This is a genomic window from Ruminococcus sp. OA3 (assembly GCF_022440845.1).
Lineage (GTDB): Bacteria > Bacillota > Clostridia > Lachnospirales > Lachnospiraceae > Ruminococcus_G.
This window is the reverse complement of sequence record NZ_JAKNTO010000001.1, coordinates 151,969-177,488: the sequence shown is the minus strand read 5'-3', so window position 1 is coordinate 177,488 and position 25,520 is coordinate 151,969. Positions and strand designations below refer to the sequence as shown.

At 47.2% G+C, this 25,520-nt stretch carries 27 protein-coding genes; 21 read left to right on the top strand and 6 right to left on the bottom strand.

Features of this window, described 5'->3' with window-relative positions:
* The first annotated feature begins 54 nt into the window (after positions 1 to 54).
* From folE to MCG98_RS00860, 6 genes are all read left to right on the top strand, one after another.
* Positions 55 to 612, top strand: coding sequence for a GTP cyclohydrolase I FolE (gene folE, locus MCG98_RS00885; protein ID WP_240299994.1), 558 nt, complete (start codon positions 55 to 57; stop codon positions 610 to 612).
* Positions 613 to 619: 7 nt separating this feature from the next.
* On the top strand, positions 620 to 1,108 hold the full coding sequence (locus MCG98_RS00880) for an HD domain-containing protein (protein WP_240299993.1): 489 nt from the start codon (positions 620 to 622) through the stop codon (positions 1,106 to 1,108).
* 19 nt (positions 1,109 to 1,127) lie between these two features.
* The gene (gene folP / locus MCG98_RS00875) at positions 1,128 to 1,934 is read left to right on the top strand and encodes a dihydropteroate synthase (RefSeq protein WP_240299992.1); all 807 of its coding nucleotides are present in this window, start codon (positions 1,128 to 1,130) and stop codon (positions 1,932 to 1,934) included.
* Between the two features lie 81 nt (positions 1,935 to 2,015).
* A complete protein-coding gene (folK, locus tag MCG98_RS00870; RefSeq protein WP_240299991.1) occupies positions 2,016 to 2,834 on the top strand; it encodes a 2-amino-4-hydroxy-6-hydroxymethyldihydropteridine diphosphokinase in 819 nt (272 codons plus the stop codon).
* Between the two features lie 88 nt (positions 2,835 to 2,922).
* Positions 2,923 to 4,074 (top strand): exonuclease SbcCD subunit D, encoded by a 1,152-nt coding sequence (locus MCG98_RS00865; RefSeq protein ID WP_240299990.1) that lies wholly within the window; start codon positions 2,923 to 2,925, stop codon positions 4,072 to 4,074.
* The gene (locus MCG98_RS00860) at positions 4,071 to 6,548 is read left to right on the top strand and encodes an SMC family ATPase (RefSeq protein ID WP_240299989.1); all 2,478 of its coding nucleotides are present in this window, start codon (positions 4,071 to 4,073) and stop codon (positions 6,546 to 6,548) included. The genes MCG98_RS00865 and MCG98_RS00860 overlap by 4 nt, the downstream gene beginning before the upstream one ends.
* Before the next feature lie 30 nt (positions 6,549 to 6,578).
* Here the strand turns inward: MCG98_RS00860 and MCG98_RS00855 are convergent, their stop codons facing one another.
* The 4 genes from MCG98_RS00855 to MCG98_RS00840 form a co-directional block, all read right to left on the bottom strand.
* Complete coding sequence (locus tag MCG98_RS00855) at positions 6,579 to 7,802, bottom strand: AraC family transcriptional regulator (protein ID WP_240299988.1); 1,224 nt, start codon at positions 7,800 to 7,802, stop codon at positions 6,579 to 6,581.
* A 139-nt stretch (positions 7,803 to 7,941) separates the two neighbouring features.
* The gene (locus MCG98_RS00850; protein ID WP_240299987.1) at positions 7,942 to 8,970 is read right to left on the bottom strand and encodes a uroporphyrinogen decarboxylase family protein; all 1,029 of its coding nucleotides are present in this window, start codon (positions 8,968 to 8,970) and stop codon (positions 7,942 to 7,944) included.
* A 192-nt stretch (positions 8,971 to 9,162) separates the two neighbouring features.
* On the bottom strand, positions 9,163 to 9,921 hold the full coding sequence (locus MCG98_RS00845; protein WP_240299986.1) for a YoaP domain-containing protein: 759 nt from the start codon (positions 9,919 to 9,921) through the stop codon (positions 9,163 to 9,165).
* A 61-nt stretch (positions 9,922 to 9,982) separates the two neighbouring features.
* Complete coding sequence (locus tag MCG98_RS00840; RefSeq protein ID WP_240299985.1) at positions 9,983 to 10,900, bottom strand: YafY family protein; 918 nt, start codon at positions 10,898 to 10,900, stop codon at positions 9,983 to 9,985.
* Positions 10,901 to 11,147: 247 nt separating this feature from the next.
* On the opposite strand from MCG98_RS00840, the gene MCG98_RS00835 reads away from it, so the two are divergent.
* The 3 genes from MCG98_RS00835 to MCG98_RS00825 are packed head-to-tail and all read left to right on the top strand — an operon-like array spanning position 11,148 to position 13,308.
* On the top strand, positions 11,148 to 12,017 hold the full coding sequence (locus tag MCG98_RS00835) for a radical SAM protein (RefSeq protein WP_240303357.1): 870 nt from the start codon (positions 11,148 to 11,150) through the stop codon (positions 12,015 to 12,017).
* A gap of 16 nt (positions 12,018 to 12,033) precedes the next feature.
* A complete protein-coding gene (locus tag MCG98_RS00830) occupies positions 12,034 to 12,471 on the top strand; it encodes a GatB/YqeY domain-containing protein (RefSeq protein WP_240299984.1) in 438 nt (145 codons plus the stop codon).
* Positions 12,472 to 12,531: 60 nt separating this feature from the next.
* Complete coding sequence (locus MCG98_RS00825) at positions 12,532 to 13,308, top strand: PHP domain-containing protein (protein ID WP_240299983.1); 777 nt, start codon at positions 12,532 to 12,534, stop codon at positions 13,306 to 13,308.
* Between the two features lie 392 nt (positions 13,309 to 13,700).
* On the opposite strand, the gene ybaK is transcribed toward MCG98_RS00825, so the two are convergent.
* A complete protein-coding gene (gene ybaK, locus MCG98_RS00820; RefSeq protein WP_240299982.1) occupies positions 13,701 to 14,177 on the bottom strand; it encodes a Cys-tRNA(Pro) deacylase in 477 nt (158 codons plus the stop codon).
* Between the two features lie 223 nt (positions 14,178 to 14,400).
* Between ybaK and MCG98_RS00815 the strand changes: the two genes are divergently transcribed.
* The 12 genes from MCG98_RS00815 to MCG98_RS00760 all read left to right on the top strand — a co-directional run bounded on the left by MCG98_RS00815 (position 14,401) and on the right by MCG98_RS00760 (position 24,731).
* Positions 14,401 to 14,910 (top strand): prepilin peptidase, encoded by a 510-nt coding sequence (locus MCG98_RS00815; protein WP_240299981.1) that lies wholly within the window; start codon positions 14,401 to 14,403, stop codon positions 14,908 to 14,910.
* Positions 14,907 to 15,932, top strand: coding sequence for a hypothetical protein (locus MCG98_RS00810; protein ID WP_240299980.1), 1,026 nt, complete (start codon positions 14,907 to 14,909; stop codon positions 15,930 to 15,932). Before MCG98_RS00815 ends, MCG98_RS00810 begins: the two co-directional genes overlap by 4 nt.
* Positions 15,932 to 17,128, top strand: coding sequence for a CpaF family protein (locus MCG98_RS00805; protein WP_240299979.1), 1,197 nt, complete (start codon positions 15,932 to 15,934; stop codon positions 17,126 to 17,128). The genes MCG98_RS00810 and MCG98_RS00805 overlap by 1 nt, the downstream gene beginning before the upstream one ends.
* A complete protein-coding gene (locus MCG98_RS00800) occupies positions 17,112 to 17,855 on the top strand; it encodes a type II secretion system F family protein (protein ID WP_240299978.1) in 744 nt (247 codons plus the stop codon). Before MCG98_RS00805 ends, MCG98_RS00800 begins: the two co-directional genes overlap by 17 nt.
* An 8-nt stretch (positions 17,856 to 17,863) precedes the next feature.
* Positions 17,864 to 19,234, top strand: a complete 1,371-nt coding sequence (locus tag MCG98_RS00795; RefSeq protein ID WP_240299977.1) for a type II secretion system F family protein — start codon at positions 17,864 to 17,866, stop codon at positions 19,232 to 19,234.
* Positions 19,235 to 19,273: 39 nt separating this feature from the next.
* On the top strand, positions 19,274 to 19,444 hold the full coding sequence (locus MCG98_RS00790) for a Flp1 family type IVb pilin (protein ID WP_240299976.1): 171 nt from the start codon (positions 19,274 to 19,276) through the stop codon (positions 19,442 to 19,444).
* A gap of 14 nt (positions 19,445 to 19,458) precedes the next feature.
* Complete coding sequence (locus MCG98_RS00785; RefSeq protein ID WP_240299975.1) at positions 19,459 to 20,934, top strand: DUF5702 domain-containing protein; 1,476 nt, start codon at positions 19,459 to 19,461, stop codon at positions 20,932 to 20,934.
* Positions 20,935 to 21,113: 179 nt separating this feature from the next.
* The gene (locus tag MCG98_RS00780; RefSeq protein WP_240299974.1) at positions 21,114 to 21,842 is read left to right on the top strand and encodes a hypothetical protein; all 729 of its coding nucleotides are present in this window, start codon (positions 21,114 to 21,116) and stop codon (positions 21,840 to 21,842) included.
* A 45-nt stretch (positions 21,843 to 21,887) separates the two neighbouring features.
* Positions 21,888 to 22,304 carry a hypothetical protein gene (locus MCG98_RS00775; protein WP_240299973.1) on the top strand — a complete coding sequence of 139 codons (417 nt, stop codon included), beginning with the start codon at positions 21,888 to 21,890 and terminating at the stop codon, positions 22,302 to 22,304.
* Entirely contained in the window at positions 22,304 to 22,744 is a 441-nt protein-coding gene (locus MCG98_RS00770; RefSeq protein WP_240299972.1) for a TadE/TadG family type IV pilus assembly protein, read from the top strand. The genes MCG98_RS00775 and MCG98_RS00770 overlap by 1 nt, the downstream gene beginning before the upstream one ends.
* Positions 22,741 to 24,054 carry a DUF6382 domain-containing protein gene (locus tag MCG98_RS00765; protein ID WP_240299971.1) on the top strand — a complete coding sequence of 438 codons (1,314 nt, stop codon included), beginning with the start codon at positions 22,741 to 22,743 and terminating at the stop codon, positions 24,052 to 24,054. The genes MCG98_RS00770 and MCG98_RS00765 overlap by 4 nt, the downstream gene beginning before the upstream one ends.
* The gene (locus MCG98_RS00760; RefSeq protein ID WP_240299970.1) at positions 24,051 to 24,731 is read left to right on the top strand and encodes a rhomboid family intramembrane serine protease; all 681 of its coding nucleotides are present in this window, start codon (positions 24,051 to 24,053) and stop codon (positions 24,729 to 24,731) included. Before MCG98_RS00765 ends, MCG98_RS00760 begins: the two co-directional genes overlap by 4 nt.
* On the opposite strand, the gene MCG98_RS00755 is transcribed toward MCG98_RS00760, so the two are convergent.
* Positions 24,718 to 25,455, bottom strand: a complete 738-nt coding sequence (locus tag MCG98_RS00755; RefSeq protein ID WP_240299969.1) for an ATP-binding protein — start codon at positions 25,453 to 25,455, stop codon at positions 24,718 to 24,720. The two genes, MCG98_RS00760 and MCG98_RS00755, sit on opposite strands and share 14 nt — an antisense overlap.
* Positions 25,456 to 25,520: the final 65 nt, after the last annotated feature.

Below are 25,520 nucleotides of genomic sequence, written 5' to 3'. Positions count from 1 at the left end.
TATGGAAAGCAGTCTCCAGAACATATGAAAAAGAGCAAAAAGGAGCCTGTTTTTATGATGGATAAAGAAAAGATTGAAGCGGCAGTCAGAATGCTGCTCGAAGGAATCGGCGAGGATGTAGAACGGGAGGGGCTGCTTGAAACACCTTCCAGAATTGCAAGAATGTGCGAAGAAATTTACGGCGGATTGTATGAAAACGCTGCAGAGCATCTGTCCAAGCAGTTTTCCGTGGATAACAATGAGATGGTCATTGAAAAGGATATTACCTTTTACTCCACATGTGAGCATCATCTGCTGCCATTTTATGGAAAGGCGCACATTGCCTATATCCCAAATGGGAAGGTCGTAGGTCTGAGCAAACTGGCACGGACTGTCGATGTCTATGCAAGAAGACCACAGATTCAGGAGAAGATGACTTCCCAGGTGGCTGATGCCCTGGAAGAGAGTCTGGATCCCAGGGGAGTTATGGTTATGATCGAAGCAGAACACACCTGTATGACGATGCGCGGCATCAAAAAGCCGGGCAGCAAAACCGTGACAACTGTGGCAAGGGGCGAATTTAAAAAAGACTTTGAACTGCAGAAGATGTTTATGCAGATGGTAAAAGGTTAAATAAAATATGGCCAATGATATGAAACGCGTGAATGATATCTGGAATCACCCCGTTTATCAGGCACATTTAAAGAAAGTACTCTTCTGGGAAAAAGAGAGGAAATTCTGCCGCCATACGGTAGAACATTTTCTGGACACGGCAAGGCTTACTTACATATATTCGCTGGAAGAGGGGCTGGGTATCCCGAAGGATATCATCTATGCCGCTGCTCTTCTGCATGATATCGGAAGACATCAGCAGTATGAGGAGGGAATTCCCCATGAGAAAGCCAGTGCAGCCATTGCAGCTGAGATTCTGCCGGAATGCGGATTTTCAGAGACGGAGTGCGAATGTATTCTGGATGCAGTTGTAAGCCACCGGAGGAGGGCGGGTCAGTCCGACTTTGGCAGGGTTTTTTATAAGGCAGATAAGATGTCACGCTGTTGTTTTTCCTGCCCGGTGCAGGAAGAGTGTGACTGGCCTGAAGAGAAGAAAAACCTTCAGATTCAGTATTGATATTATAAAGGAGCCGGAAATGAAGATTGGACATCAGGAATTTGACGTAAAGAACAAAACATATATTATGGCGATCTTAAATGTGACGCCAGATTCATTCTCGGACGGCGGGAAGTGGAATGAGATGGATACTGCGCTTGGCCATGTAGAGAAAATGATACGGGACGGAGCTTCCATCATCGACGTCGGAGGAGAATCGACCAGACCGGGTTATACAAAGATCTCTGATGATGAGGAGATCGGACGTGTGCTTCCGGTGATCGAGGCTGTAAAACAGAGATTTGATATTCCGGTGTCGGTGGATACTTATAAGCCGGGTGTTGCCACTGCGGCTATCCAGGCGGGAGCGGATCTTATCAATGATATCTGGGGCCTGAAATATGATGAAGAAATGGCGGATGTTATTGCCAGACATCAGGCGGCATGCTGTCTGATGCATAATAAGGATGAAGCGGTCTATGGAGACTTTTTCCGGGATATGTTGTCAGAAGTACAGGATTGCGTGAATATCGCAAGACGGGCAGGAATTGCTGACGACAAAATAATTCTGGATCCCGGAGTCGGATTTGGCAAGACGTATGAGATGAATCTGGAAGCGATCAGGCGTCTTGAGGAGTTTGCGGGACTCGGTTTTCCGGTACTTCTCGGCACTTCCAGGAAATCCGTGATTGGACTGGCCCTGGACCTTCCGGCGCAGGAGCGTCTGGAGGGAACACTTGCAACTACGGTGCTGGCGGTCAGGGCAGGCTGTGCCTTTGTCAGAGTACATGATGTAAAGGAGAATTACAGGGCGATACGGATGACGGAAGCTATTCTTGGAAAGTAGACTGCCTGTGAGGAAAAATTGAAAGAAAACTTTCACCCATCCCTGATTTTAGACGCAGTAAATGCGGCACGAGAGGAAACCATGGATAAAATACACATTAATAATTTAGAAATTTTTGCAAAACACGGGGTATTTCCCGAGGAAAATGTGCTGGGTCAGAAGTTTGTCATCTCAGCTGTTTTATATACGGATACCAGAAAAGCAGGAATGACGGATCTTCTGGAGGAATCCATTAACTACGGAGAGGTCAGTCATTTTATCAAGCAGTTTGTGGAGCGTTATACGTTTCAGCTGCTGGAGACCGTGGCGGAACGCCTTGCCCGGGAGATGCTGCTGAAAATCAAACATCTGCAGGCGGTACGGCTGGAAATTCAGAAGCCCTGGGCGCCGGTTGGACTGCCACTTGATACAGTATCGGTAGAAATTTTCCGAAAATGGCACAGCGCCTATATTGCACTTGGCTCCAATATGGGCGATAAAGAGAGATATCTCAGCGCAGGAGTAGAAGGGCTTCAGAACACAGAAGGGTGTATTGTGGAGAGAGTTTCTGATTTTATAACCACTGCACCGTACGGCGGGGTAGAACAGGATGATTTTTTAAACGGAGCAATGAAGATCCGTACCCTCCTGACACCGGAGGAACTGCTGGATCGTCTGCACGAGATTGAACAGGAGGCCAACAGGGAACGTGTCGTGCGTTGGGGACCGAGGACACTTGACCTCGATATTCTGCTCTATGACGATCTGATACTCGATACAGAGGAATTGCATATACCACATGTTGAAATGCATAAACGTGATTTCGTATTAAGGCCACTGTGCCAGATCGCACCGTATGTGTGTCACCCTGTACGCGGGCTTACGGCTATACAGCTGCTTGATATAATTGAACAGAACTGAAAGATAATGAAGCTGCTGCAGCTCCCGGCCCGGGACTGCACAGCTTTTTCTATCTGGCACAATACAGGAACAACCGGGAGGATTCGTTATGAGATTTTTTCATCTGTCAGACCTGCATATCGGAAAACAGCTGCATCATTACAATCTGCAGAAGGACCAGACACAGATACTGCATCAGATTGCAGAATATGCGAGGGCAGAACAACCGGATGCAATCGTGGTCGCAGGCGATATTTATGACAAGGCGGCTCCGTCAGGAGAGGCGGTAGCCATTTTCGATCAGTTTTTAACAGAACTTTCCAGGATACGTCCGCAGATTCCTGTCCTGATCATCAGCGGAAATCATGATTCACCGCGACGGCTGCAGTATGCAAGCTCGATTCTGCAGGACAACCAGATCTATATTGCAGCTGTACCACCGGCAACGCCGCAGGACAGACTGACAAAGGTAACGCTGGAAGATGCTTACGGGGAGGTCTGTTTCTACCTTTTGCCGTTTGTGAAGCCGGGATATGTGCGCCAGGCGCTTGAGGGAGAACGGGCAGACAGTTATGATGAGGCGGTCAGAAAACTGATCAGAAGAGAAGAGATTGATTTTGATAAAAGAAATGTGCTGGTCTCTCATCAGTTTTATACCGCGGGCAGCCATGCCCCTGAACTGAGTGACTCGGAGACGGTTCATGTGGGGGGTATGGATAATGTGGATATCCAGGCAATTACAGGGTTTGACTATGCTGCGCTGGGACATATCCACGGGGCGCAGAAAGTGAAAGAACCATGGGTACGTTACTGCGGGACTTTGCTGAAATACTCTGTCAGTGAATGGAAGCAGGAAAAGGCACTGCTTGAGGTGACTTTGAACCGAAAAGGAGAGGAGCCAGAGTTCCGGACACTTCCGCTGTCGCCGCTGCATGATGTCACACGCAGAAAGGGTACTCTCGCTGAGCTGCTTGAGGAAGAGCGGTGTGAGGATTATGTCAGTGTCACATTGACAGATGAAGGAGAGTTGTATCAGCCCCGTGAACTACTGGAACGTGTATTTCCCCGCATTCTGGAAGTGAAAGCGGAAAACAGCAGGACACGCAGTCTGCTGGATGAAGTGGCCGGGGTGCGTTGGGAACAGGATCCCGGAGCGGCCTTTGCAGGTTTTTTCAGGCAGATGCAGGGTCGTGAGATGACGGAAGAAGAAAACAGGATCATGAGGAGCATACTTGATCGGGCAAAGGAGGAAGTGGTATGAAGCCTGTGAGATTGGTCATGTCTGCATTCGGGTCTTATGCCAGCGAGACAGTCATTGATTTTTCAAACGTGCAGCAGGGAGTTTTTCTGGTCACAGGTGATACGGGAGCAGGGAAAACTACGATATTTGATGCCGTTACGTATGCATTGTATGACCGCACCAGCGGGCAGAAAAGGGACGGCGGCATGATGCGCAGCCAGTATGCGGATCTTTCCGCCAGGACATATGTGGAATTTACGTTCTGTTATCGTGGAGAAGAGTATACAGTCCGGCGGAATCCGGAATATCTGCGGGAAAAAAAGAGAAGAGATGCAGACGGTAAGCGTGGGCGGACGACAGAGCGGGCGAAAGTTGAACTGATCATGCCCGATGGCAGTGCATATGAGGGTAACAAAACGGCGGTTAACCAGAAAATCGTGGATATCATAGGACTGGATGTCCAGCAGTTTACGCAGATGGTCATGATCGCGCAGGGGGATTTTCTGCGCCTTTTGCACGCCCAGTCACAGGAGCGGGGACTTATTTTTTCAAGGATCTTTGATACCGGTATTTACCGGAGAATACAGGATGAGCTGAAGAAGGAAGCCAGGGAGAGCCAGGAAGAGCTTTCAGAGAATAAGAGGAATGTCAGACGGGAGATGGAGCACGCAGTATGCCCGCCGGATTTTACTCGCCAGGAGGAGTGGGAGCAGGAGTTAAGGACGGAGCTGGAACCCGATTTTAATCTGATCCTGCCCATGCTCCTGGAGATGACCGACGACGGAGTTAAGCGGATGAAGCGGTTGTCAGTGTATATTGAGGAAAACCAAAAGAAATACGGGCAGGCGGCCGCTGCACTGGAAGCCGTACGCGCGGTCAATCAGCTGTTTGAAGGCCTGAAACAGGCGGAAGAAAGAAAGCGTGAGCTTTCAGAGAGGCGGAAGGCGATGGAAGAGCTGAAAGTCAGGATGGAGGCAGCGAAAAAGGCAGAAAAAGTACAGTTTTTTGAACAGGAATGCGCACAGAAGGAGGCGACCATCAGGAGACTGTCCACACAGGCGGTCGAGCTTAAGAGCGGTGTCGTGCGGGCAAAAAACGTGGCCGACTGTTATAAATCAGAGCCTGACAATCTGATTCGTCTGCTGGAAGGGGAAAACGGAAGTGCCGCAAAACGCCTGTGGGAGGCAGTGGAGGCGCGGATGAGAGTTTCTACCAGTCAGCAGAAGGCAGTACAAAATACTGAAAACTGCAGGCTGATGTATGAAAAAGCTCGTGAGGAGTTTTTACAGGCACAGGCTGGAATCATGGCACAGAATCTGAAAGAGGGGATGCAATGTCCTGTGTGCGGTTCCGTGCATCATCCTGTCAAGGCGTCCCTGCCTGATGCCGCGCCTACACAGCAGCAGACAGAACAGTATAAAAAGGCGCTGGAAAATGCCGACAGACAAGTACGGCGTCTGGAACAGCAGCTGGAGGAGGCAAGGGCAAAAGAACAGGGAATATACCAGGAAATCCTTCAGGAGATCAGCGGGATGGAAGGCCAGCTAAGACAGCTCACAGATACGAAAAGGAATGAAGAACAGCAGCTGCGGGAGGCGCAGGAACGGTATCTTCATGCTGTTTCAGAAGCAGGATTTAAAGATGAGAAATCATACAGAACCTCGCTGATTGAAAAGTGGCAGCTGGAGAAGATGGAGGAGACACTTGAGAATTACCGGGAATCTGTGATCCGGGCGGATGAAGCCCTGCGCTTTTACCGGGAACAGACGCAGGACAAGCAGTGGGCGGATGAGGCGGCTGTCAGTGAAACGCTTAAAAAACTGAAAGAAGAAAAGCGGAAATTAGAAGAGGAAAGCCGGGAATGGTACGGCAGAAATAAGAGAAATGAAGAATCACAGGAGGCCCTGAAACGCCTGGCGAGAGAACGGCAGGGATTGCAGAAAAAGTGTGATGTGCTGACGACTCTTTCCAAAACGGCGAACGGAACGCTGGGGGGCAGCGTGAAACTCGATCTGGAGACATATATCCAGAGACAGTTTTTTGAACAGGTGATCCGGTGTGCGAACAGGAGATTTGTTCGTATGACATCCAGCCAGCTGATGCTGCGCTGCCGGGAGTTCCAGAATCTGGGGACGAGGGGGCAGGCGGGACTCGACCTGGATGTCTACAGTCCGGTCACGGACAGTACCAGGGATGTCAAGACGCTCTCCGGAGGAGAATCTTTTCTGGCGGCACTTTCCATGGCGCTTGGGCTGGCTGACGTGATCTCAAGCACCGCCGGAGCTATCCAGATGGATACGATGTTTATCGATGAAGGATTTGGATCACTGGATGATGAAGCAAGAGAACAGGCCATTGCCATCCTGAATGAACTGGCAGGTGCGGACCGGCTGGTGGGAATCATTTCTCATGTATCTGAACTGAAAGAACAGATTGACAGGAAGCTCGTGGTTTCACGGACTGCAAAGGGAAGTACGGTGAGGTGGGGGCTGTAACGAATATAAAAAAGATGAGAGCCGTAAGCATCAGCGCTTACGGCTCTCTCTGTATTTTTTGGGCGTCATGCCCACATAGCTTTTGAAAATCTTGGTGAAATAACTCTGATCCTCAAAACCGCACATGTTCGCAATCTCAACGATGGTAAGTTTTTCATCCGAAAAAAGAAGCTTACTTTTCTCAATCCTGACTTTATTGATATAGTTGGTGATGGTTTCACCGGTTTCTTTCTTAAAGATGCTGCACAGGTAGGTTTTGCTCAGATATGTCTTTGAGGCTATTTCATCCAGCGTCAGTTTGTGCTGATAATGTGTCTGGATATATTTGTCTACCTTGTGAATTGTATCTGCATGCTTCAGGCGGTCGTAGTCGAAGGTGCTTGAGATAAAGCTGTGCATGATATTCGATACCCAGGCGCTTAAGTCTTCGATCGTCTTGAAGGTGTCCACGTGTTTCAGTGAATTCTGAGTGATCAGGTCGATCTTCTCCATGTCTGCCCCGGCGTCAACGGCTGTACGCGATATAACGATCATCAGTTCCGTGATACGCGGTTTGATGGCCTCGAGATTCGAGTTGTTGGACACATAGATGTAGGCCAGAATCTGGTTCAGGACATTTTCTGCCTCTTCTTTGTCACGATTTCTGATTGCCGAGCGAAGACGCCGTTCCTGGGCAATCGGGTATGTATAGTAATCATTTTCGGAGAAACTTTTAATCTTCTCTGCATAGATGTTATTCAGCAGAGATTCCTGGCTGTAGAAATAACGGCCGGCTCTGCCATGGGATATACCGGAGATATAGGAGGTGATGGCTGACATGACCTCAGCCAGACTCTGGATCTGTTCCGGCGGATAGCAGGGCATCTCAGCCACGATCTTCCGCAGGTCAGAATTCGGTATTTCCGAGAGGGAGTCATCCATGTTGCCCATACAAAGCGGACCTGCAACGATTCCACCCGACAGATTTCCCTTTTCATCGGAAATAAACGTGGAGACGAGGACGAGTCCGAGATTGCAGAAATAGATGTACATACCGTCCCAGCGGTATGCCTCCTGACAGCCATGGATAAAAGCGTTAATCCCATAGCATCTGGATCCCAGATGTTTCTCACATGATTTACACAGATCCGTGGTAACGTCCGTTTCCAGATACAGCGTATTATTTGTACAGTCCACCGGTATACAGTGGATATCGAAAAGTGTTTCAAAATGACGGCAGTATTTTTGTGCCTGTTTAATTAATATGGAATCCATAGATAGTACTTTCTTTCCCTTTTTGTAAAAATTTTAGTGTATACCATAAAGATATCACAAGAAGTGAAAAAGGGCAAAGACTTTATGAAAATCTTTGCCCTTTTTCTAATGAAGGAATTCCCAAAGGGATAGAAAAAGGCTACATTATGATATCTAAGAGGCGTTGTTTGTAATAGAATGAATCAACAGTTTCAAAAAATGCATCAATATTTTCAAATTCTGTCAGCGGCGGAATATCACAGCCGGATGAGATGACAAAGTTTCGGAATTCTTTACAGTTTTCCAGAAGACGTACCGTTTCGATCCTGACGGACTGAGGGGTACCGTTCCTGAACTGCTGGGACGGGCTGATATTTCCCATAGCCACACAGTCAGGGGGCATAAGCTCCATCATTGCACGCATATCGATTGCATCGCCAAAGTGGAAGACGCGGCAGCCGGTATCCAGAATCTGATCGATCAGCTGAATCGTATAATTTCCACAGTTATGGTAAATGATGATGAATCCCTGTTCCTGGGTTGCCTCGACGATTTCCTTGACGTACTCCGTAGAAAACTCCTGAATCAGCTGCGGAGAAAGTACGCCCGCCAGCGGTTCCGCCATAATGATGCCGTGTGCGCCGACTGCTTTATAGGCGTTAATGTATGCAATCAGAAAATCGGTTGCTTTTCTTAAGATCTTATGAACGAGTTCCGGCTCCTCATAGCACTGCAGCATGACCTCATTGACATCCATCAGACGGCCGGCAAGAGAAAACGGACCGGTACAGCCCGCAAACACAGGGCGGTCGGTGATCAGCTTGAGAGCTTTTCTTACACCTTCAACATAGATACCGGTACGGCCTTCACCGACTTCCGGGACGCGGAGGGCATCGGCCTCTTCTTCTGTCTCAACGATCTTACCGATAATTGTCGGGACTTCGTCGGCAGCGTACACCGCACGTGCTCCGAAGGCTTCGGCTTCTACAGAAAGATCCATGAAGCTTGCCACTGCCGGCATCGGATATTTGTCTGCAAGCATTTTCATGCCAAGAGCCTGATAATTACTGTCGGTTACGAGTTCTTTAACTGTCACATACAGCATCTGTACGGAAGGAAAAGAAAGGAGCGGGAATGCTTTCTTGTCTTCTTCATAGATTAACTTGTCCACCCATTTGTACATATTCATGTTACTAACCCTCCAAAAGTCATATTTAAGTTGTATTCTACCTCTCGTAGAAGAATATAATTATAATATTGCGATTTTGGTAAAATGGATAGTAATATATAATACTTTTTGCAATAAAATTCTTTTAATTTTATGAAGTTGGTAAAATATTTACATATGTAAAGCTGGAAATCCACACCTTACAGTGAACGTTCACGGTATATTCTGCTGCAGAAATTTTTCAAATTTTTTTTCACTGAGAATTTCGTTGGTAACAAATCTGCCGTTATAAAAGAAGCTGTACGTGGTGAAAGGGGTGGGCGCATTCTGAGCCTGTTCTTTTGTCTCTATCTTATGCAGGCTGAGCGTTTGTCCGTGCTGTACTGCCACGGACTGGATGAGAGATGCGTACCTGGCGGTATGAGGACACTGGCTGGTATAGTAAAGGACCATACCCGTCTCTTCAGTTTTACCGTGTCTTGCACACTCCCGGAACACCGGCACGGGTGCACTTTCAGAAAACGGCAGATAGTACAGCACGAAAAACGGATCAGCTTCGTCTGCAGCCCGAAACCCTTTATACTTCATGTAGTCCGGGTCTGAGAGAAAACCACGTTTCTTATCAGAGGCAATAATGGTCACGCCGGCTTTTCCTTTCGCACGGGCGTCCAGTATGCAGTAGTCAAGCAGTTCATTTGCATGGCCATGACCTTTATACTGCCCGGATACCCAGAAACAATTGATGTGCATGTAGCCGTCAGCGGTGATCGGATACCAGGCATATTCTGCCGGAATATATTCGATAAATACCTTTCCTCTTGTAATGGAACGGCGGAATACTAGCCCTTCCTCAAAACGGTCTTTCATCCAGGACTTTTTCGATGCGACGCCATTTTCTCCCTTTTTGTCTGTGATGCAGCAGCAGATATGCTCTTTACCAATGTTTTCACGGTCAACAGTCATATATTCCATGATGATGGTCTCCTTTAAATGATTATTTGTGTATTCAGTATAACACTGTTAACCTGACACATCATGTCAGGTTAAGGTCGGAGCCTGAATATTTCCGGTACATTTCCTTTGCAGTTTCTGCAAGTCTCATCTGCACCCGCCTGGGTTCAAGTATATCGACGTGTCCGCCGAATGACAGCAGGTAGCTATAGAGCCAGGCATCCTCCGGCATACACTGGGAAACGATCAGATCCCCGCTATCCTGAACTTCAATATCCTTCATGTCAAATTCATCAAATACCCGGTAGGCTGCGGAAGCATCAAACCTTAGACGGATCAGCGGATATGTGAGGTCTCTCACTTGGGGTTCAGAGTGCGGAGGATACAGGGCTTCAGAAAAGTACTCATCCAGCAGTTGAATTCGGTCAATGCGGTTGATCTTAAAGGTCCGGTAATCATCTTTCAGGAGACAGAATGCCTGCAGATACCATGCATTTCCTTTATAGAGGAGCCGTGCCGGCTTCACCTTTCGGTGCATCCCTTTCCCCGCAGAGTTAAAGTAGTGAAATGACAGACACTGGCGGTTCAGTACCGCATTTTTTATGAGTGAGAATTTTTTCTGGTCTGATTTGGTACTTCCCCAGCGTGAAAAATCAACCTGGACCCAGTCCGGACTGTTCTGCTGAAACATGGCTCCCAGCTTCATGAGAAGGCCGCCGATCTCCTGGGACGCCGCGGGCAGGCTCTGCAGTGCCATTATGAGCTGCTGCTGTTCTTCTCTGGAAATGAAAGTTTTATCCATGACATAGCCCTCTAAAAGAGAGATTCCCCCGCCTTTTCCCTGCACCGCATAGACAGGAATTCCGGCGCTGCTCAGCACATCGATGTCACGGTAAATTGTTCTGACAGACACCTCAAACTGTTCGGCGAGTTCGGTTGCGGTGGCTTTTCCTCTGTCGAGCAGGTAATATAATATTTTAAATAAGCGGCTTTCCTGCAAAATGGAGTCCTCCTTTCGGCGCTCTGCATTGTATGATGTGTTAACGGCAATATAATTACAGTATAAGGTGAAACCGTAAATGTTGCATTAAAAAAGTGTAAAACTTCATCCAGCCCTTGCTCACGGAAAAGATTGTGCTATAATAAATGTACGCAACTGTTCAGGACGGCGGAAATGCAGGCATATACGTTTGAAAAGCAAAGCTGTCGGGAAGCAGAAGACTAAGAACAGAAAGAGGGATGAGGATTTGAGATACGAAGGAATGGTATACAGACCCCCGAGTGAAGCGAGAAGTTTAATTGTTCAGGTGACGATCGGATGTGCCCACAATGCGTGTACATTCTGCACGATGTATAAAGATAAAAAATTCAGGATACGAAAAAAAGAAGAAGTATTGGAAGACTTTCAGATGGCTTATGACAATTACGGCGACAATATCCGCAGGATATTCCTTGCCGATGGCGACGCACTGATCGTAAAAACACCGGATCTTCTGGATATTTTAAACTTTATCAAAGAAAAATTCCCGTCTGCGGAGCGTGTGACTTCCTACGGGACACCAGGGGATATTCTGAGAAAGTCAGAAGATGAACTTAAATCACTGGCACAGGCGGGGCTGGGAATGGTTTACATGGGTGCGGAATCCGGAGATGCCGTGACCCTGAAGGATATCAATAAAGGGGTCAGCAGAGAAGAGATCATTGAAGCGGGCAGAAAGCTGCGCCGTTCGGGCATACAGTCTTCCATTACGCTGATCTCAGGGCTTGGCGGACGGGCGCGAAGGAAAGAACACGCGGTTGAGTCGGCGAAGCTTATCAGTGATATCCGGCCGGATTATGTTGGATTCCTGACGCTGATGCTGGATGAATCCACGGAAATTTACAGAAAGATCGCGGCGGGGGAGATGGAATTGCTTACGCCGGATGAAGTAGTCGAGGAGATGAGGCTGTTTCTGACAAATGTAGATTCTCCGGGAACTGTATTCCGTGCCAATCATGCGTCAAATTATGTTGTACTGAAAGGTAATCTGAACGAAGATATTGATGGAATGCTGAAAAAACTGGACGAGGTCGAGGAGGCCGGAAAATATCGCCCGGAACGTGTCCGAAGCCTGTAGTAAGGAGGAGATTAACATGCAGCTGGAACAATTGAGAAAAGATATGGTTACGGCTATGAAAGCCAGAGACAAGGTGCGCAAGGAAGCCATTTCATCGGTGATTGCCGCTGTGAAGAAGGCGGCGATCGACGAGGGATGCCGGGAAGATATTCCCGAAGAGCTGGTGGACCGTGTGATCTTAAAAGAAATGAAAACAGTGAAGGAACAGGTAGACACCTGCCCTGATGAACGTGCTGAACTGAAGGCGGAATATCGGGCAAGGTTTGATATCATCAGTGAGTATGCCCCTGAGCTGCTGTCTGCAGAACAGGTTAAAGCAATTTTGACAGATAAATTTTCAGATGTGATTGCGACGAAAAACAAAGGCCAGATTATGAAGGCAGTGATGGCGGAGCTGAAGGGAAAAGCAGATGGTAAGGTGATCAATCAGGTGGTTTCCGAACTTTGCAGCTGATGCGTATGAAAACCCTTAAACTGTCCATGCTAAGGAAAAAAGAATCGTGGTGAAAATAATATGAAATTTGATATGCATTGTCATACAAAAGAAGGTTCTATGGATGGAAGGGTACCGATTGAAGAGTACATTCTCAGGCTGAAAGAGCTGGGGTACAAGGGGATGCTGGTAACTGACCACAATTCATATGATGGGTACCGGGAATGGAAAAACAAGATCAAGGGTAAACGGCATAAGGATTTTATTGTGCTGAAGGGAATTGAATACGATACCATTGATGCGGGACATATACTGATCATCATGCCGGAGGGAATCAAGATCCGCGTGCTTGAACTACGGGGGCTTCCAGTGAGACTGCTGATCGATGTTGTGCATAAAAACGGCGGGATACTCGGGCCGGCTCATCCGTGTGGTGAGCGGTATCTGAGTATTCTGAATACGAAAAAGAAGAAAAGCAAAGATGAAATCTTAAGAAAATTTGATTTCGTTGAGGCATTTAATGCATGTGAAACCGAAGAGAGCAATGAGGCAGCGGAGAGTCTGGCGATCAGGTATCGCAAGCCGGGTTTTGGAGGAAGTGACGCACACCGCTATGACTGTATCGGTACGGCTTATACGGAATTTCCGAAGGAGGTACACCGGGAATCCGATCTGATACGTTATATTCAGCGGGGTGGTGAAGTAGCGTACGGCGGTACAATCTACAGCAAAACCACAAAAGATAGAATCGGAAAATGGAATGCTGTGCTGGTACAGTCATTTGGCGTATATAATAAAACGGCTGAAATCTATCGGCGCCATAAAAGAAAAAAAGAATTGAAAAATATTCAGGTTTAAAAATAGAAAACTTACATGGAAAAGGAACTACCAGAGATTGACATTTCTGATAGTTCCTTTTAAAATTCGTTGTCCATTGGAGTGTACCTCATTTACTTACTTGGATGTTTTTGGATTTAAGTTATGTTTTTGGTGGTCCATACCTCTCTTTCGTTAAATTATGGGGTGAATCGTTAAGTTCTCGGTGGCTTATCCTCCTTGTAGTACTTTTTTGATTCTTAATTTCTTTTGATGTAATTATTATATCGAATAAATACTAAAAAGTCAATACTAAAAATAGAAAAAAATAAAAAAACTAATTCAAAAACTGATATATAGTTTAAATAAAATAAATAATCAGAAAACAAATAGAAATAAGAAAATTCAGTACAATTTGCAGCGGTGTCTGAAGTTCAACTGCAGACATCTGCAAATTGCCCGTGCGTCAGTTTGCACAGATCTTCCGGTGAAAGACAGATACTGCAGCCGATGCGGCCTCCGCTGATGTAAACGGATTCAAATTGCCGGGCACTTTCATGGATAAAAGTCGGGAATTGTTTTTTCATTCCGATCGGACTGCACCCGCCGCGGACATAACCGGTAACGGAATTGATGTCTCTGACATGAATCATTTCGATGGATTTTTCACCTGCGGCTTTTGCTGCATTTTTCAAATGAAGTTCCAGTGCTATGGGAATGACAAATACATAATACTGCCTGCTCTTTCCCTGTGCTACCAATGTTTTGAAAGATTGCTCGACGGGCGCTCCCGTGAGTCTGGCTGTATGGAGACCGTCTATAAATTCATCACATTCATAATTCAATGCCTTATACGGTATTTTGTTTTTATCCAGTATACGCATGGCGTTCGTCTTGGTTTCTTTAGCCATAAAACCACCTCCTGAAAAATATGTTTCATTGTAACGCAACTTTTATAAAACTGCAATGCTGACATTCTGAATCATTTCAAAAAAACTACTGGACAAACAAAAAATTATGTGGTTTAATAGTCATACATTCTTAAACGCACCGTCAGATCTGACGGAGAATTCCCTATCACAAAAACTTAAAATTGTAAACTGATGACTGCTCAACATGTGAGGAGGTGTATGATTGACCGCATGTCACATGATCATCCTTCAGATTTCGTTTCTTTCCGTATGTATGGATATACAGACTGAAAAAATCGCAAACTGCGGAATCTGTATTTTCTGGTTGGTCGGTTTCTGCTATCAGATCTGGCTGCGGAATCTGTCAGGAATCTGCGATTTTGCAGCTGGAGCAGCGGTCCCGATACTCTTGCTGGCCGGACTGTTTATGTTCCGTATGCTTGGACCGGGCGATATCAAATTATTTTCTGCACTCGGTGGTGTTATGGGTGTTCTGCCCATAGTCCGGTGCATGATCTGTTCATTTCTAATCGGAGCCGTTCTTTCGGCTGCTGTTATTCTCCTTTGCGGAAATGCAGGAGAACGTCTGCGGTATTTCACCGCATATATTTCACAATGCTGTAAAGAGAAAAGAATTCATCCCTATTACCGTACGGGAAGACGGATGGAAAACATTCATTTCAGCGTGCCGGTGTTTCTGGCCGTTGTCTTATACACAGGAGGTTTTTATTGAGCAACAGAGGCAGGAGCATACTCGCAGTCTGTGACCTGGAAGCTGCGTATGCTTGTAATTTTGTAGAATATATTCAGCATAAAAAAAACATTCCGTTTGAAGTGCGCGCATTTACGGGGATTGCACCGCTTCTGGAACTGGCGGCGGCCAGGCATATCGATATACTTCTGATTTCAGATAAAGCAATGTGTGAGGAGGTGAAGTGTCTCGATATTTGCCAGATCGTGATCCTGTCAGAGGGAGTCCATGATCCGTCGCTGGACCGATATCCAAGTGTCTACAAGTACCAGTCATCAGATGCGGTCATACGTGAGGTGATGAACTGTTATGGGGCAAGGGAGGCACAGCCGCACAATATGAGTATGGTAAAACATAAGACAAGGATCCTGGGAGTGTATTCGCCGGTCGGTCGGACTGCAAAAACCTCTTTTGCGCTGACACTCGGGCAGATTATGTCAAGAACGAGAGCGGTACTGTATATCAATCTCGAGGAGTATGCCGGATTCGAAGAACTTCTGGGATGTACGTATGAAAACAGGCTGGGGGATTTGATCTATTATATCCGCCAGGGGAATGCGGGCATCGCTTTAAAAATAGCCGGAACTGTACAGACGGTCAATAATCTGGATTACCTGCCGCCGGCGCTTTCACCGATGGATATACAGAATGCCACAATTGACGAGTGGCTCAGTATGCTGCGGCAGATAGAGGAGAATACGGCGTATGATACCGTAATTCTGGACGTCGGAGACGGCGTCACTGATCTGTACACACTTCTGAACCAATGTGAGACTGTCTACGTACCGGTCAGAAATGACGTTGTGTCTGCCGCAAAACTTCAACAGTTTGAACAACTCCTGAAGATGTGGGATTTTACGGGACTGCTGGAGCGGATGCAGAAAGTCCGTCTTCCATATCACCGCACACTGAAGCGGGGAAAGGAATATCTGGATGAACTGGTCTGGAGCGAACTCGGGGACTACGTAAAAGAATTGTTAAGGACACAAAAGGAGCACAGCTGATGAAACATTTTGATATACTCCACAAAAGGCTGATGGAATTGCTGGAAACATCGCCTGAATTATCGGATGAACAGATTCTGGAACTGATCGATGGCCTTCTGATGGAGTCACAGGAAGGGCACTGCCTGTCGCTGAAGGAAAAGCACAGTCTCCGGGGTGAGCTGTTCTGTTCCGTGCGCAGGCTCGATGTACTGCAGGAATTGATCGATGACCCGCAGGTGACAGAAATTATGGTAAATGGCTGTCAGCGCATCTTTGTAGAGCGGGCAGGATGTATCAGCAGATTCGAAAAAAGCTTTACGGCACCGGAAAAGCTGGAGGATGTAATACAGCAGATTGTGGGGAAATGTAACCGGGTAATCAATGAAAGCAGACCAATTGTGGATGCAAGGCTTGATAATGGAGCAAGAGTTAATGCAGTCGTGGAACCCGTGTCACTTGATGGACCTGCGCTTACCATAAGGAGATTTCCGGATGTACCGATCACGATGGAGACACTGGTGGCATGGGGAAGTATCACCAGGGAAGCCGCCGGTTTTCTGAGAGATCTGGTGAAAAGCGGATATTCAATCCTGGTGGGAGGAGGTACCTCAGCAGGCAAAACTACATTTCTAAACGCACTTTCTAATTTTATTCCGGGAGATGAGAGGATTATTACAATTGAAGATACGGCAGAACTTCAGATACAGGGAGTCGAAAATCTGGTGCGTCTGGAAGCCAGAGCAGCAAATCTGGACGGCGGCAAGTCGATTACGATTCGGGATTTAATCCGGACAGCACTCCGCATGAGGCCGGACAGAATTATCGTCGGTGAAGTCCGTTCCGAGGAAGCGATCGACCTGCTGCAGGCATGGAATACGGGTCATGAGGGCAGTATTGGTACAGCACATGCAAACAGCAGCAGGGATATGGTCAGCAGGCTTGAAACAATGGTACTGATGGGGATGCAGCTTCCACTGGAGGCAATACGCAGGCAGATTGCCTCCGGCATAGATGTGATGATACATATCGGGAAGACAAAAAAGAAACAGAGAAAAGTAATGGAAATCTGCGAGGTTATCGGATTGTGTGACGGAGAAGTACAGCTCAGTCCACTGTACTGGTGGAATGACGAGACACAGCAGCTGGAAGCAAAAGAGCAGCTCAAAAATACAGAAAAACTGGAAAGGACGGAGCGGTATGAAGCTGGATTATAGGGTTTATCATTTTACGAAGCGTGAGGCAGTGAGGTACGCAGGGGAAGCGTCAGCATTGTGTCTGCTGGTTAATCTTCTGTGCTACCGTTCATGGTGGGCACTTGCGATGTTTTTCATTGTACCGCCGTTTTATTTTCGATATAAGAAGAAGTATCTGACAGAACAGAGAAAAAAGAGACTGAACTACGCATTTAAGGATGCACTGTCATCACTGTCGGTTGCGTTAAAAGCCGGATATTCCATGGAAAATGCCATAGCGGAATGTCTTCGTGATCTTAGAAATATTTACGAAGAACATGATCCAATCATACAGGAATTTATTTACCTGCAGAGCCGGCTGAGTGTCAGTGTCCCGATAGAGCAGCTCCTGTTGGATTTGGGAAACCGGTGTGATGTGGAGGATATTCAGAATTTTGCAGGCGTTTATGGAATTGCAAAGAGAAGCGGAGGCAACCTGAGCCGTATCCTGCAGGATGCAGCACGGACTCTGAATGACCGGATTGAGGTTCAAAAAGAGGTGGAGGCTTGTGTGGCTGCCAAAAAGATGGAACAGACGATTATGAGTGCAGTTCCCTGCGGAATTATTTTGTATATGCAGGTGATGTCTCCGGGATTTCTGGATGTACTCTATGGAAGTGCGATTGGCGTCTGTGTTATGACGGGATGTCTTGCAGGATATGTGGCAGCATTCTGGTTGGGAAGAAAAATTGTAAGGATTGAGGTGTAAAAATGCGGATGGCTTCTTTGATTTTAACAGTGGGATTAGTAATGCTGATGCTTTGTTCGCTGAGAATGAAGACTCCGGAAAATATAACAGGTATCAGAAGGCTATTTTGGCGATGTGCGGTCTGCATACAGAAGTGGGTCCCCTGTACGGGGATGCATCCAAAACCTCAGGTGCTTGCAGACGCACTGGCAATACTTGCTGCGGGCAGTATACTGGCAGTCAGTGTGTCTGTACTTCAGGAAATATGGGGGCAAAATACGGTAACTTCGCTGGAGCGGGAAGGAGATAATGGAAATGTGTACTGGGAGACTTTACAGGTGCAGAGGGAAAACGGGAAGGTCGTCGATATTACCGTTGAGGTTCCGGGACGGCAATATACAGAAGAGGAAACCGAGGAGTGGCTGGATCGTGCCGAAAAAAAGCTGGACCAGATCATACAAGGAGAAAATGAATCGCTGGACAGGGTGGAACGGCCGCTGAATCTCGTAAGGGAATTTGATGATCTTCCGGTGAGCATCAGTTGGATCAGCAGCAATCCGGCGGTTCTGGACTGGGAGGGAGTGCCACAGGATGGGATCTCTGAGAAGGGAGCGCAAGTGAAGCTGTATGCCACACTCACCTGCCAGGAGACGAGCCGGGAACGCGAGAAAACAGTCACTGTATATCCGGAAAGTAAATATGGGGATGCAGCCTGGGAGCAGGAGCTTTATAAAGCCCTGAAAAACATAAATGCAGACTCTGGAAACAGGCAGTTCTATCTGCCCCAGAAGATCAGCGGAGAAGCAGTGGTATGGAAAAGAGATACGGTACGGGCGGGGGGCGTGATTCTGATTGTCTCGATTGTCCTGGCTGCTGTCTGGATTTTCGGGAGACAGCAGGAAGAAAAGCAGCAGGAACAGAAGATCAGGGAGCAGATGATGACAGACTATCCCGATATATTAAATAAGTTTACTCTGTTGCTGAATGCCGGCATGAACACAAGAAAAGCATTTTCAAAAGTGGCGCTTGATTATAAGAAGACGAGAAGCAGCCGGGGAGAAAATGCTCCAAAAAGGGCGGCTTATGAAGCAATTTCGGCTGTCTATCAGGAGATGGAACAGGGAGTGCCGGAGGCAGAGGCGTATGCGCATCTTGGCATTAAGTGCCAGCTGCCGGCATACAAAACACTCTCCACGCTGCTGGTTCAGAATCTTCGCAAAGGCAGTGGAGAACTTCTGGAGATCATGGAACGTGAGGCGGTGAATGCATTTGAAAATCGGAAACGCAGGGCTAAAGTTATCGGGGAACAGGCGGGAACAAAGCTGCTCCTGCCGATGGTACTGATGCTGATTATTGTTTTTGCAGTCCTGTTGGTACCGGCGGGAATGAGCTTTCTCTGAAGAAGGCATAAGCCGTTTGCAGGAAAGGAGGTGAGGCTTATGGGCTGCATGATCCGTGATTTTATAATGGAAGAAGAAGCGATTGGCGTTGTAGAAATCATTTTAATTCTCGTCGTTTTGATCGGCCTGGTAATTATCTTTAAAAACCAGCTGGTCAGTCTCGTGAAAAATATTCTTTCAAAAATCACAAGCCAGAGCAACAGTATTTAGGAAGGAGGCACACCTTGCACGAAAAAGGGAGTATAACAGCGTATTTAAGCCTGATATTGGTGCTGATGATTTCTCTGCTTTTGGCAGGTCTGTATTCGGTACAATTGGCGGGGGCCAGGGTACAGATGGTCAGCGCAGTGGATCAGGGTCTGTATTCACTTTTTGCACGCTACGACCGTACGCTGCTGGAGCGGTATCAGCTGTTTTATGTTGACGGAAGCCGCGGCCAGGGAGATATGCAGATGGGTAAACTGTATGGGACCATGGAGGAGGACATCGCCCGGATTTTGTTTAACCGTGTGGATGGGAATCATAACGGAAATATTGGAGATTTGGTAATGCAGGGCGGCGGAATCACCGGGTATACACTGGCAACCGACAGTGGAGGGAGCAGCGTAAAAGAACAGGCAGCGGCATACATGAAAGCATCTCTCGGTGCGCAGGGTGTGCGTCTTCTTCTGGAGAAAAACAGCAGAGACAGGGATATGGCACAGAACATGGAGAATGCCAGAGAGAGTATTGAAGCAGGCGAATCTCTGGATCAATATGATCATCTGAAAGAGCAGGCGGAACAGGAGCAGGAGGCCAGGGATGAGGCCGGAGAAGAAATGATGCTACCAGAAGCGCCGGAGGATTTTGTTAATCCCATAGAAACGGTAAGGGAGTTAAAGCAGCTTGGGATTCTGTCACTGGTACTACCGGATGGAAAAGAGCTTTCGGGCAGGACACAGGAGTTATCTGCACTGGCCTCAGGTAGAAAACTGGAAACTGGTATGGGAATGTACGAAACAGGGCGGGAAGAAAGCGGAGTTACTGAGGAGATTCTGTTTGGGGAATATATTCTGCAGCACTGCGGAAATTTCAGCAGCCCTCAGCCCTGTGAGGGGCTCGCCTATCAGGCAGAGTATATCATTCAGGGGAATCACAGTGACATTGTGAACCTAAAAGGAGTAGTTCACAAGCTTCTTCTGATGAGAGAGGCAGCAAATCTGCTGCATCTTTATCAGGATCAGGCAAAGCGCGCGCAGACCCGGGCTGCTGCCGGTGTCATCGCATCACTTCTGCTGCTTCCGGAGGCAGTTCCCGTAGTGGAACAGATTTTGCTGGTGTGCTGGGCGTATGCGGAAAGTATTCTGGATGTCAGAGGGCTTCTGGCAGGGGAGAAGGTACCGGCATTCAAGGAGGCCTCATCCTGGCAGCTAACTCTCTCTAACATCCCCCGGCTGCTTGATGGTGCAGATGATCTCAGGAAAAACGACAGGAAAGGGATGTCATACAATGATTATCTGAGAATCCTGCTCGGTATCAGAAACAGCCGGCAGAAAATGGCAGGATGTCTGGATATGATCGAAATGGGAATGAGGGCAGAAGAGGGCAAGAGCAATTTCAGGATGGACTGCTGCCTGTACACTACGGAAGTACAATTTTCCTTTATCGCAGGAAAGGGTAATACGTATGAAGTCATCCGCGGATATGGATATGATATGTAAAAACAATGAGGAGGTGTATAAAGATGCTCTGTCGAAGGGTGAAACTGTCAACTTCATCAACAAAGAAAATAGAAAACTCTCTTCAGGCAAATCATAGCATGTTTCCCCCGGCGCAAAATGATACGCCCTCCGGCAGAGTGTCTTTATGCATCTCCGAGACACAAAGGGGAAGTCTTACAGTGGAAGCCGCGTTTGCTGTACCGGTATTCTTTTTGGCACTGGTGCTGTTAATCAGCCTGATGGATATGATGAGGGTACACACCAGAGTGACACTGTCATTAAACCAGAGTGCAAAAGAGCTTGGTATGTATGGCTATGCGGCAGAAAAAGCTCTGGGTGAATCACCGGTGGGAAAGCTGGAGGGAGCTGTCTGCGCTGCCTACGCGGCGTCAAAACTTCCAAAGGAAGCCAGAACAGAAGTATCCCTGACAGGATCTTCTTACAGAAAACATACCGTAGAATTAAGAGCGGCGGGTGTCTACCGGTTTCCAGTCTCCTTTTTCGGGATTTCCAGGGTAAAGTTTCAGGCAGCTGCCCGGGTTCATGCATGGACGGGATACCGGGCTGAGGAAGATGAGCATTCAGGTAAAACGGAAGAGATGGTTTATGTGGCAGACCGCAGGACAGTATATCATACATATGGCGACTGTTCACACCTTCAGCTGACCATCGTGTGCACGAATGCCCGGAGAGTGAGGGATCAGCGCAACGAAAGTGGAGGCAAATATCACGCCTGTCCGTATTGCACAGGGAATAAGGGTGATACAGTGCTGTACATCACACCGCAGGGAGACCGCTATCACGCTGAACTTTCGTGTTCAGCATTAAGGCGGACAGGCAGACTTGTGAAGAAATCTGAGGTGGAAGATCTTTCCGTCTGCAGCCGGTGCGCGGCGCGAGGTGCGTGAATGGGCTGACAATTGAACCGCAGCAAGTGCGGCACAGGAGGTAATATGGATACGGTACAGGGCATGCTGCTCGTGTTTTTAGGTTTGAATACGTTATATGATCTGAGATTCCGAAAAATATTGTTATGGTCAGTCGCGGCATTTTCGATCACGGGGATCTGTGGTGTATGTCTGCTTGAACAGAAAGGACTGCTGCAGCAGCTTCAGGGACTGTTCCCAGGAATTTTATTGCTTGTGATCGGAAAAATGACAGACGGAGGGGTAGGATACGGTGATGGACTTGTGGTGTGTGTGACAGGCATCTATCTTGGACTTTGGATAACCTGCGAAGTCGTTTTGACAGCCATGCTGCTTTCGGCACTGTGGGGTATCGTTCAGATGGTGATCTGCAGGAAAGGAAAAAATCAGGAATTTCCATGGATCCCTTTTTTGATGATCGCATACACAGGGAGGATGTTGTGATGGAAGATATTAGCAGACGGATTAATAATGGGAGTATGACGGTAGAAGCAGCATTTATCGTCCCGATGGTATTGATGACTGTTTTTCTTTCGATGCTGCTGGCATTTTACGTCCATAACCGGGCATGGTATACGGCAGCGGTAGCTGAGGCAGTATTGACATCCGCGGCTGAAAGTGTCAGAAATGAGAATAAAGGGGAGCGGGCTCTTGCAGAAAAAATGGAAGAACGGGTGCAGAAACAGGGATTTCCAATCCGGAATCTGTCTGTGAGCACATGGGCACAGGATGAAAATGTTACAGCCACGGCAGAGGCAGCTGCCGGAAGAACATTCGGAGGCGGTGGATGGAGGTTTAAAGTTAAGGAGACAGCGCGGATTATCAGACCTGTGAACTTTATCCGAAAGATTCAGGGACTCTCCGTGCTGATGGGGGAGCGATGATGAAGATTACCTATAAGAGAGATTATCATCACAGTTATCTGATTCTGACGGATGGTAACGTGCCGGATTGTGATTCCTATCCGGTACGTATGCTGCTGAGTGGTCTGATACCCGGAATTTTAAAGTGCAAAGTTCATCACATTGATAACCAGCTTATGTTTTACTATGATGTCACTTCCAGGCAGTCATTAAGTTCAGCTTATGAGTCAAAGAAGCTGAGAAAAAAAGAATTAATGTTAATTATAAATGCACTGCTTAATGTGATGGAGGAAATGGAATCCTATCTGCTCAGCCCGTCGGGGCTTTTGCTGCTCCCGGATTATGTATTTATTAATACTGCGGAGGATGTGGGATTTTGTTACTGGCCCGGAAATTCAACCGAAGAAAATGAAAAGATCAAGGGGTTTACCGAATATCTGCTCCCTAAGATTGACCACTGTGATCAGGATGCAGTGGTACTGGGCTATCAGTTCTACAGAAAGGCTCTGGAAGGCCAGATATGTTCTGAAGATATTCGCAGGGATATGTATCAGAACCAACCGGATACACAGAAAGAAAAAGGTCAGTCCGAATACGATGGGGTTTTGGCGGCAGACGGGGAAGTGCTGGAGCAGGAGCGGCTCCAGAGACAAAAACTGCTGGAAGAGATGACGAAACAGGAGGAGGGGATTAAGGTATCTCGCCCTTTCTGGACGGCGATGAAAGCTGTCAGCGGGGGACTGCTTGTTTTTGTGTATATCTATCTGCTTAAAAACAGGTATTTTTCCTGGCAGATGGCAGTCATAACGGGAGGGATTTTCGGGATTGTCCTGGCAGTTGGGATCGCAGTAAACAAATTTAGAAACGTAAAGGATAAAAGAACAGAAGCCTTCCGTGAGGAGCCGGAGAGTCTCTCACATATACGGGAACCGGAGTTGGACAGCGAGGAGTATGCGGATGCAGAATCGGTGGAGAGCCTGCTCAGTGAAGAAAATCAGACCTGCCTGTTGTATCCGGAAAAAGTAAAAGGGGCTGCAAATCTTCTACCGGTATCACCGGCCGAAGGTCAGAAAATCATATTAGAGGATGGAATCACTGTTATTGGAAAGCTTGAAGGGGCGGTAGATGTCGTTCTCAACGTTCCGGCAGTCAGCCGTTTGCATGCCAAGATCGTCTGCAATGAGAGCTGCAAGATATACGACATGAATTCCAAGAACGGAACGTACGTTAACCATGAAGCTGTTGTGGGCGAACAGGGATATGAGATTCAAAACGGAGATCTGATCACGTTCGCAAATCTGACTTACCGCTTGCAGATTTGGGAAGAATGAACTATAATGATGAACAAAATAAAGTAAAGGCGGAAAAAGAATTGACAGAGGTTCAGTATCAGATGAATGACGATGCTATTGACCGGATGAGAAAACGACCGAAGAACTGGGCAAACATTGTGATGGCAGCGGCTAATATTCTGGTATTCCTGCTGGTGGAGCTGACTGGAAGCAGTGAAGATACGTCGCATATGATCACGTGGGGGGCAGCCTATACACCACTGATCAGTGAGGGGCAGTTTTACCGGTTGTTTACCTGCATGTTCCTGCATTTCGGTTTTGACCATCTGTTTAATAATATGCTGCTGCTTGTATTCATAGGCGATTACCTGGAGCGGTATGTGGGTAAACTCCGTTACCTGGCTGTTTATTTGATCGGTGGATTCGGCGGCAGCGTTGTTTCGTATCTATTTAATGTAAAGACCGGACAGGCCGTGGTATCAGCAGGAGCCTCCGGGGCAGTATTTGCAATCATAGGTGCGATGCTGTATATCGTGCTCCGCAATAAAGGCAGACTTGAGGATATTTCACTTCAAAGACTTATGCTTATGGCGGCATTGTCCATTTATTTTGGTTTTGCCTCCGGAGGTGTGGACAATGCCGCCCACATCGGAGGTTTATTGTGTGGTATGATAATATGTATTCTGGTTTATCGAAAACGTGCTACACATAAGTAACCGGAAGATGAATGGTGAACACGGCGCCGCCTTCCTGGGGCGCAGACGCTTCTATGGTACCGCCGTGGGCTTCAATGATATTTTTGGAGATCGCAAGTCCAAGTCCGGTGCCATTTTTCTTATGTGTGACAAAGAAATCGAACAGTGAATCCAAAAATTCTTCGGGGATACCGGGGCCGCTGTCCTGAATTCGGACAGTCACATCGTTCACGTCGGCTGTCAGATGGACGATGATCCTGCCTCCGGATTCTCCGATTGCCTCAGATGAATTTCGGATGAGGTTCAGAAATACCTGCCTGAGACGATGACGATCCATGAGAAAGGGAGGAACAGCGCCGTCTTTTTTTAACTGGATGGTAATGTTTTTTTCTGAAAGTGTTGGCTGTGTATCTGCGATCACTGTTTTCAAAATTGAGAGGATGCTGACTTCCTCACGATTCAATTTTTGTGAATTGTTATATGCGGACAGATTTTCCAGTAATTCGCGGAGAAAACGCATATTTTCTGTGATCTCAGTCCAGTAATTGTAGGAAGATATTTCCGGATGGGTGGAACCCAGAAGCTGCAGAAAGCTGTTGATCAAAGTGACCGGGTTGCGTATTTCGTGACTGACCATGGAAAGCTGCAGCTGATTTTGTTTGTTCATCAGATTACAGACCTCCATGGCATGGGGACTTTCCTGGCATAATTGCCTGATTTTTGCTTGTTCTTCTTTTGATAACATGATTTTCACCTCTTTTATGGTAGTGTATCATTAGATTTTTTAAATAGCAAACAATATTATGTTGC

Coding starts and splice junctions, on each gene's coding strand:
- MCG98_RS00795 (WP_240299977.1), top strand. CDS start 17,864: ATGGCTTCTTTGATTTTAACAGTGGGATTAGTAATGCTGATGCTTTGT.
- MCG98_RS00760 (WP_240299970.1), top strand. CDS start 24,051: ATGAACTATAATGATGAACAAAATAAAGTAAAGGCGGAAAAAGAATTG.
- MCG98_RS00790 (WP_240299976.1), top strand. CDS start 19,274: ATGGGCTGCATGATCCGTGATTTTATAATGGAAGAAGAAGCGATTGGC.
- folP (WP_240299992.1), top strand. CDS start 1,128: ATGAAGATTGGACATCAGGAATTTGACGTAAAGAACAAAACATATATT.
- MCG98_RS00770 (WP_240299972.1), top strand. CDS start 22,304: ATGGAAGATATTAGCAGACGGATTAATAATGGGAGTATGACGGTAGAA.
- MCG98_RS00850 (WP_240299987.1), bottom strand. CDS start 8,970: ATGAATATGTACAAATGGGTGGACAAGTTAATCTATGAAGAAGACAAG.
- MCG98_RS00830 (WP_240299984.1), top strand. CDS start 12,034: ATGCAGCTGGAACAATTGAGAAAAGATATGGTTACGGCTATGAAAGCC.
- folK (WP_240299991.1), top strand. CDS start 2,016: ATGGATAAAATACACATTAATAATTTAGAAATTTTTGCAAAACACGGG.
- MCG98_RS00880 (WP_240299993.1), top strand. CDS start 620: ATGGCCAATGATATGAAACGCGTGAATGATATCTGGAATCACCCCGTT.
- MCG98_RS00860 (WP_240299989.1), top strand. CDS start 4,071: ATGAAGCCTGTGAGATTGGTCATGTCTGCATTCGGGTCTTATGCCAGC.
- MCG98_RS00845 (WP_240299986.1), bottom strand. CDS start 9,921: ATGGAATATATGACTGTTGACCGTGAAAACATTGGTAAAGAGCATATC.
- MCG98_RS00765 (WP_240299971.1), top strand. CDS start 22,741: ATGATGAAGATTACCTATAAGAGAGATTATCATCACAGTTATCTGATT.
- MCG98_RS00825 (WP_240299983.1), top strand. CDS start 12,532: ATGAAATTTGATATGCATTGTCATACAAAAGAAGGTTCTATGGATGGA.
- MCG98_RS00800 (WP_240299978.1), top strand. CDS start 17,112: ATGAAGCTGGATTATAGGGTTTATCATTTTACGAAGCGTGAGGCAGTG.
- MCG98_RS00755 (WP_240299969.1), bottom strand. CDS start 25,455: ATGTTATCAAAAGAAGAACAAGCAAAAATCAGGCAATTATGCCAGGAA.
- folE (WP_240299994.1), top strand. CDS start 55: ATGATGGATAAAGAAAAGATTGAAGCGGCAGTCAGAATGCTGCTCGAA.
- MCG98_RS00775 (WP_240299973.1), top strand. CDS start 21,888: ATGGATACGGTACAGGGCATGCTGCTCGTGTTTTTAGGTTTGAATACG.
- MCG98_RS00855 (WP_240299988.1), bottom strand. CDS start 7,802: ATGGATTCCATATTAATTAAACAGGCACAAAAATACTGCCGTCATTTT.
- MCG98_RS00805 (WP_240299979.1), top strand. CDS start 15,932: ATGAAACATTTTGATATACTCCACAAAAGGCTGATGGAATTGCTGGAA.
- ybaK (WP_240299982.1), bottom strand. CDS start 14,177: ATGGCTAAAGAAACCAAGACGAACGCCATGCGTATACTGGATAAAAAC.
- MCG98_RS00865 (WP_240299990.1), top strand. CDS start 2,923: ATGAGATTTTTTCATCTGTCAGACCTGCATATCGGAAAACAGCTGCAT.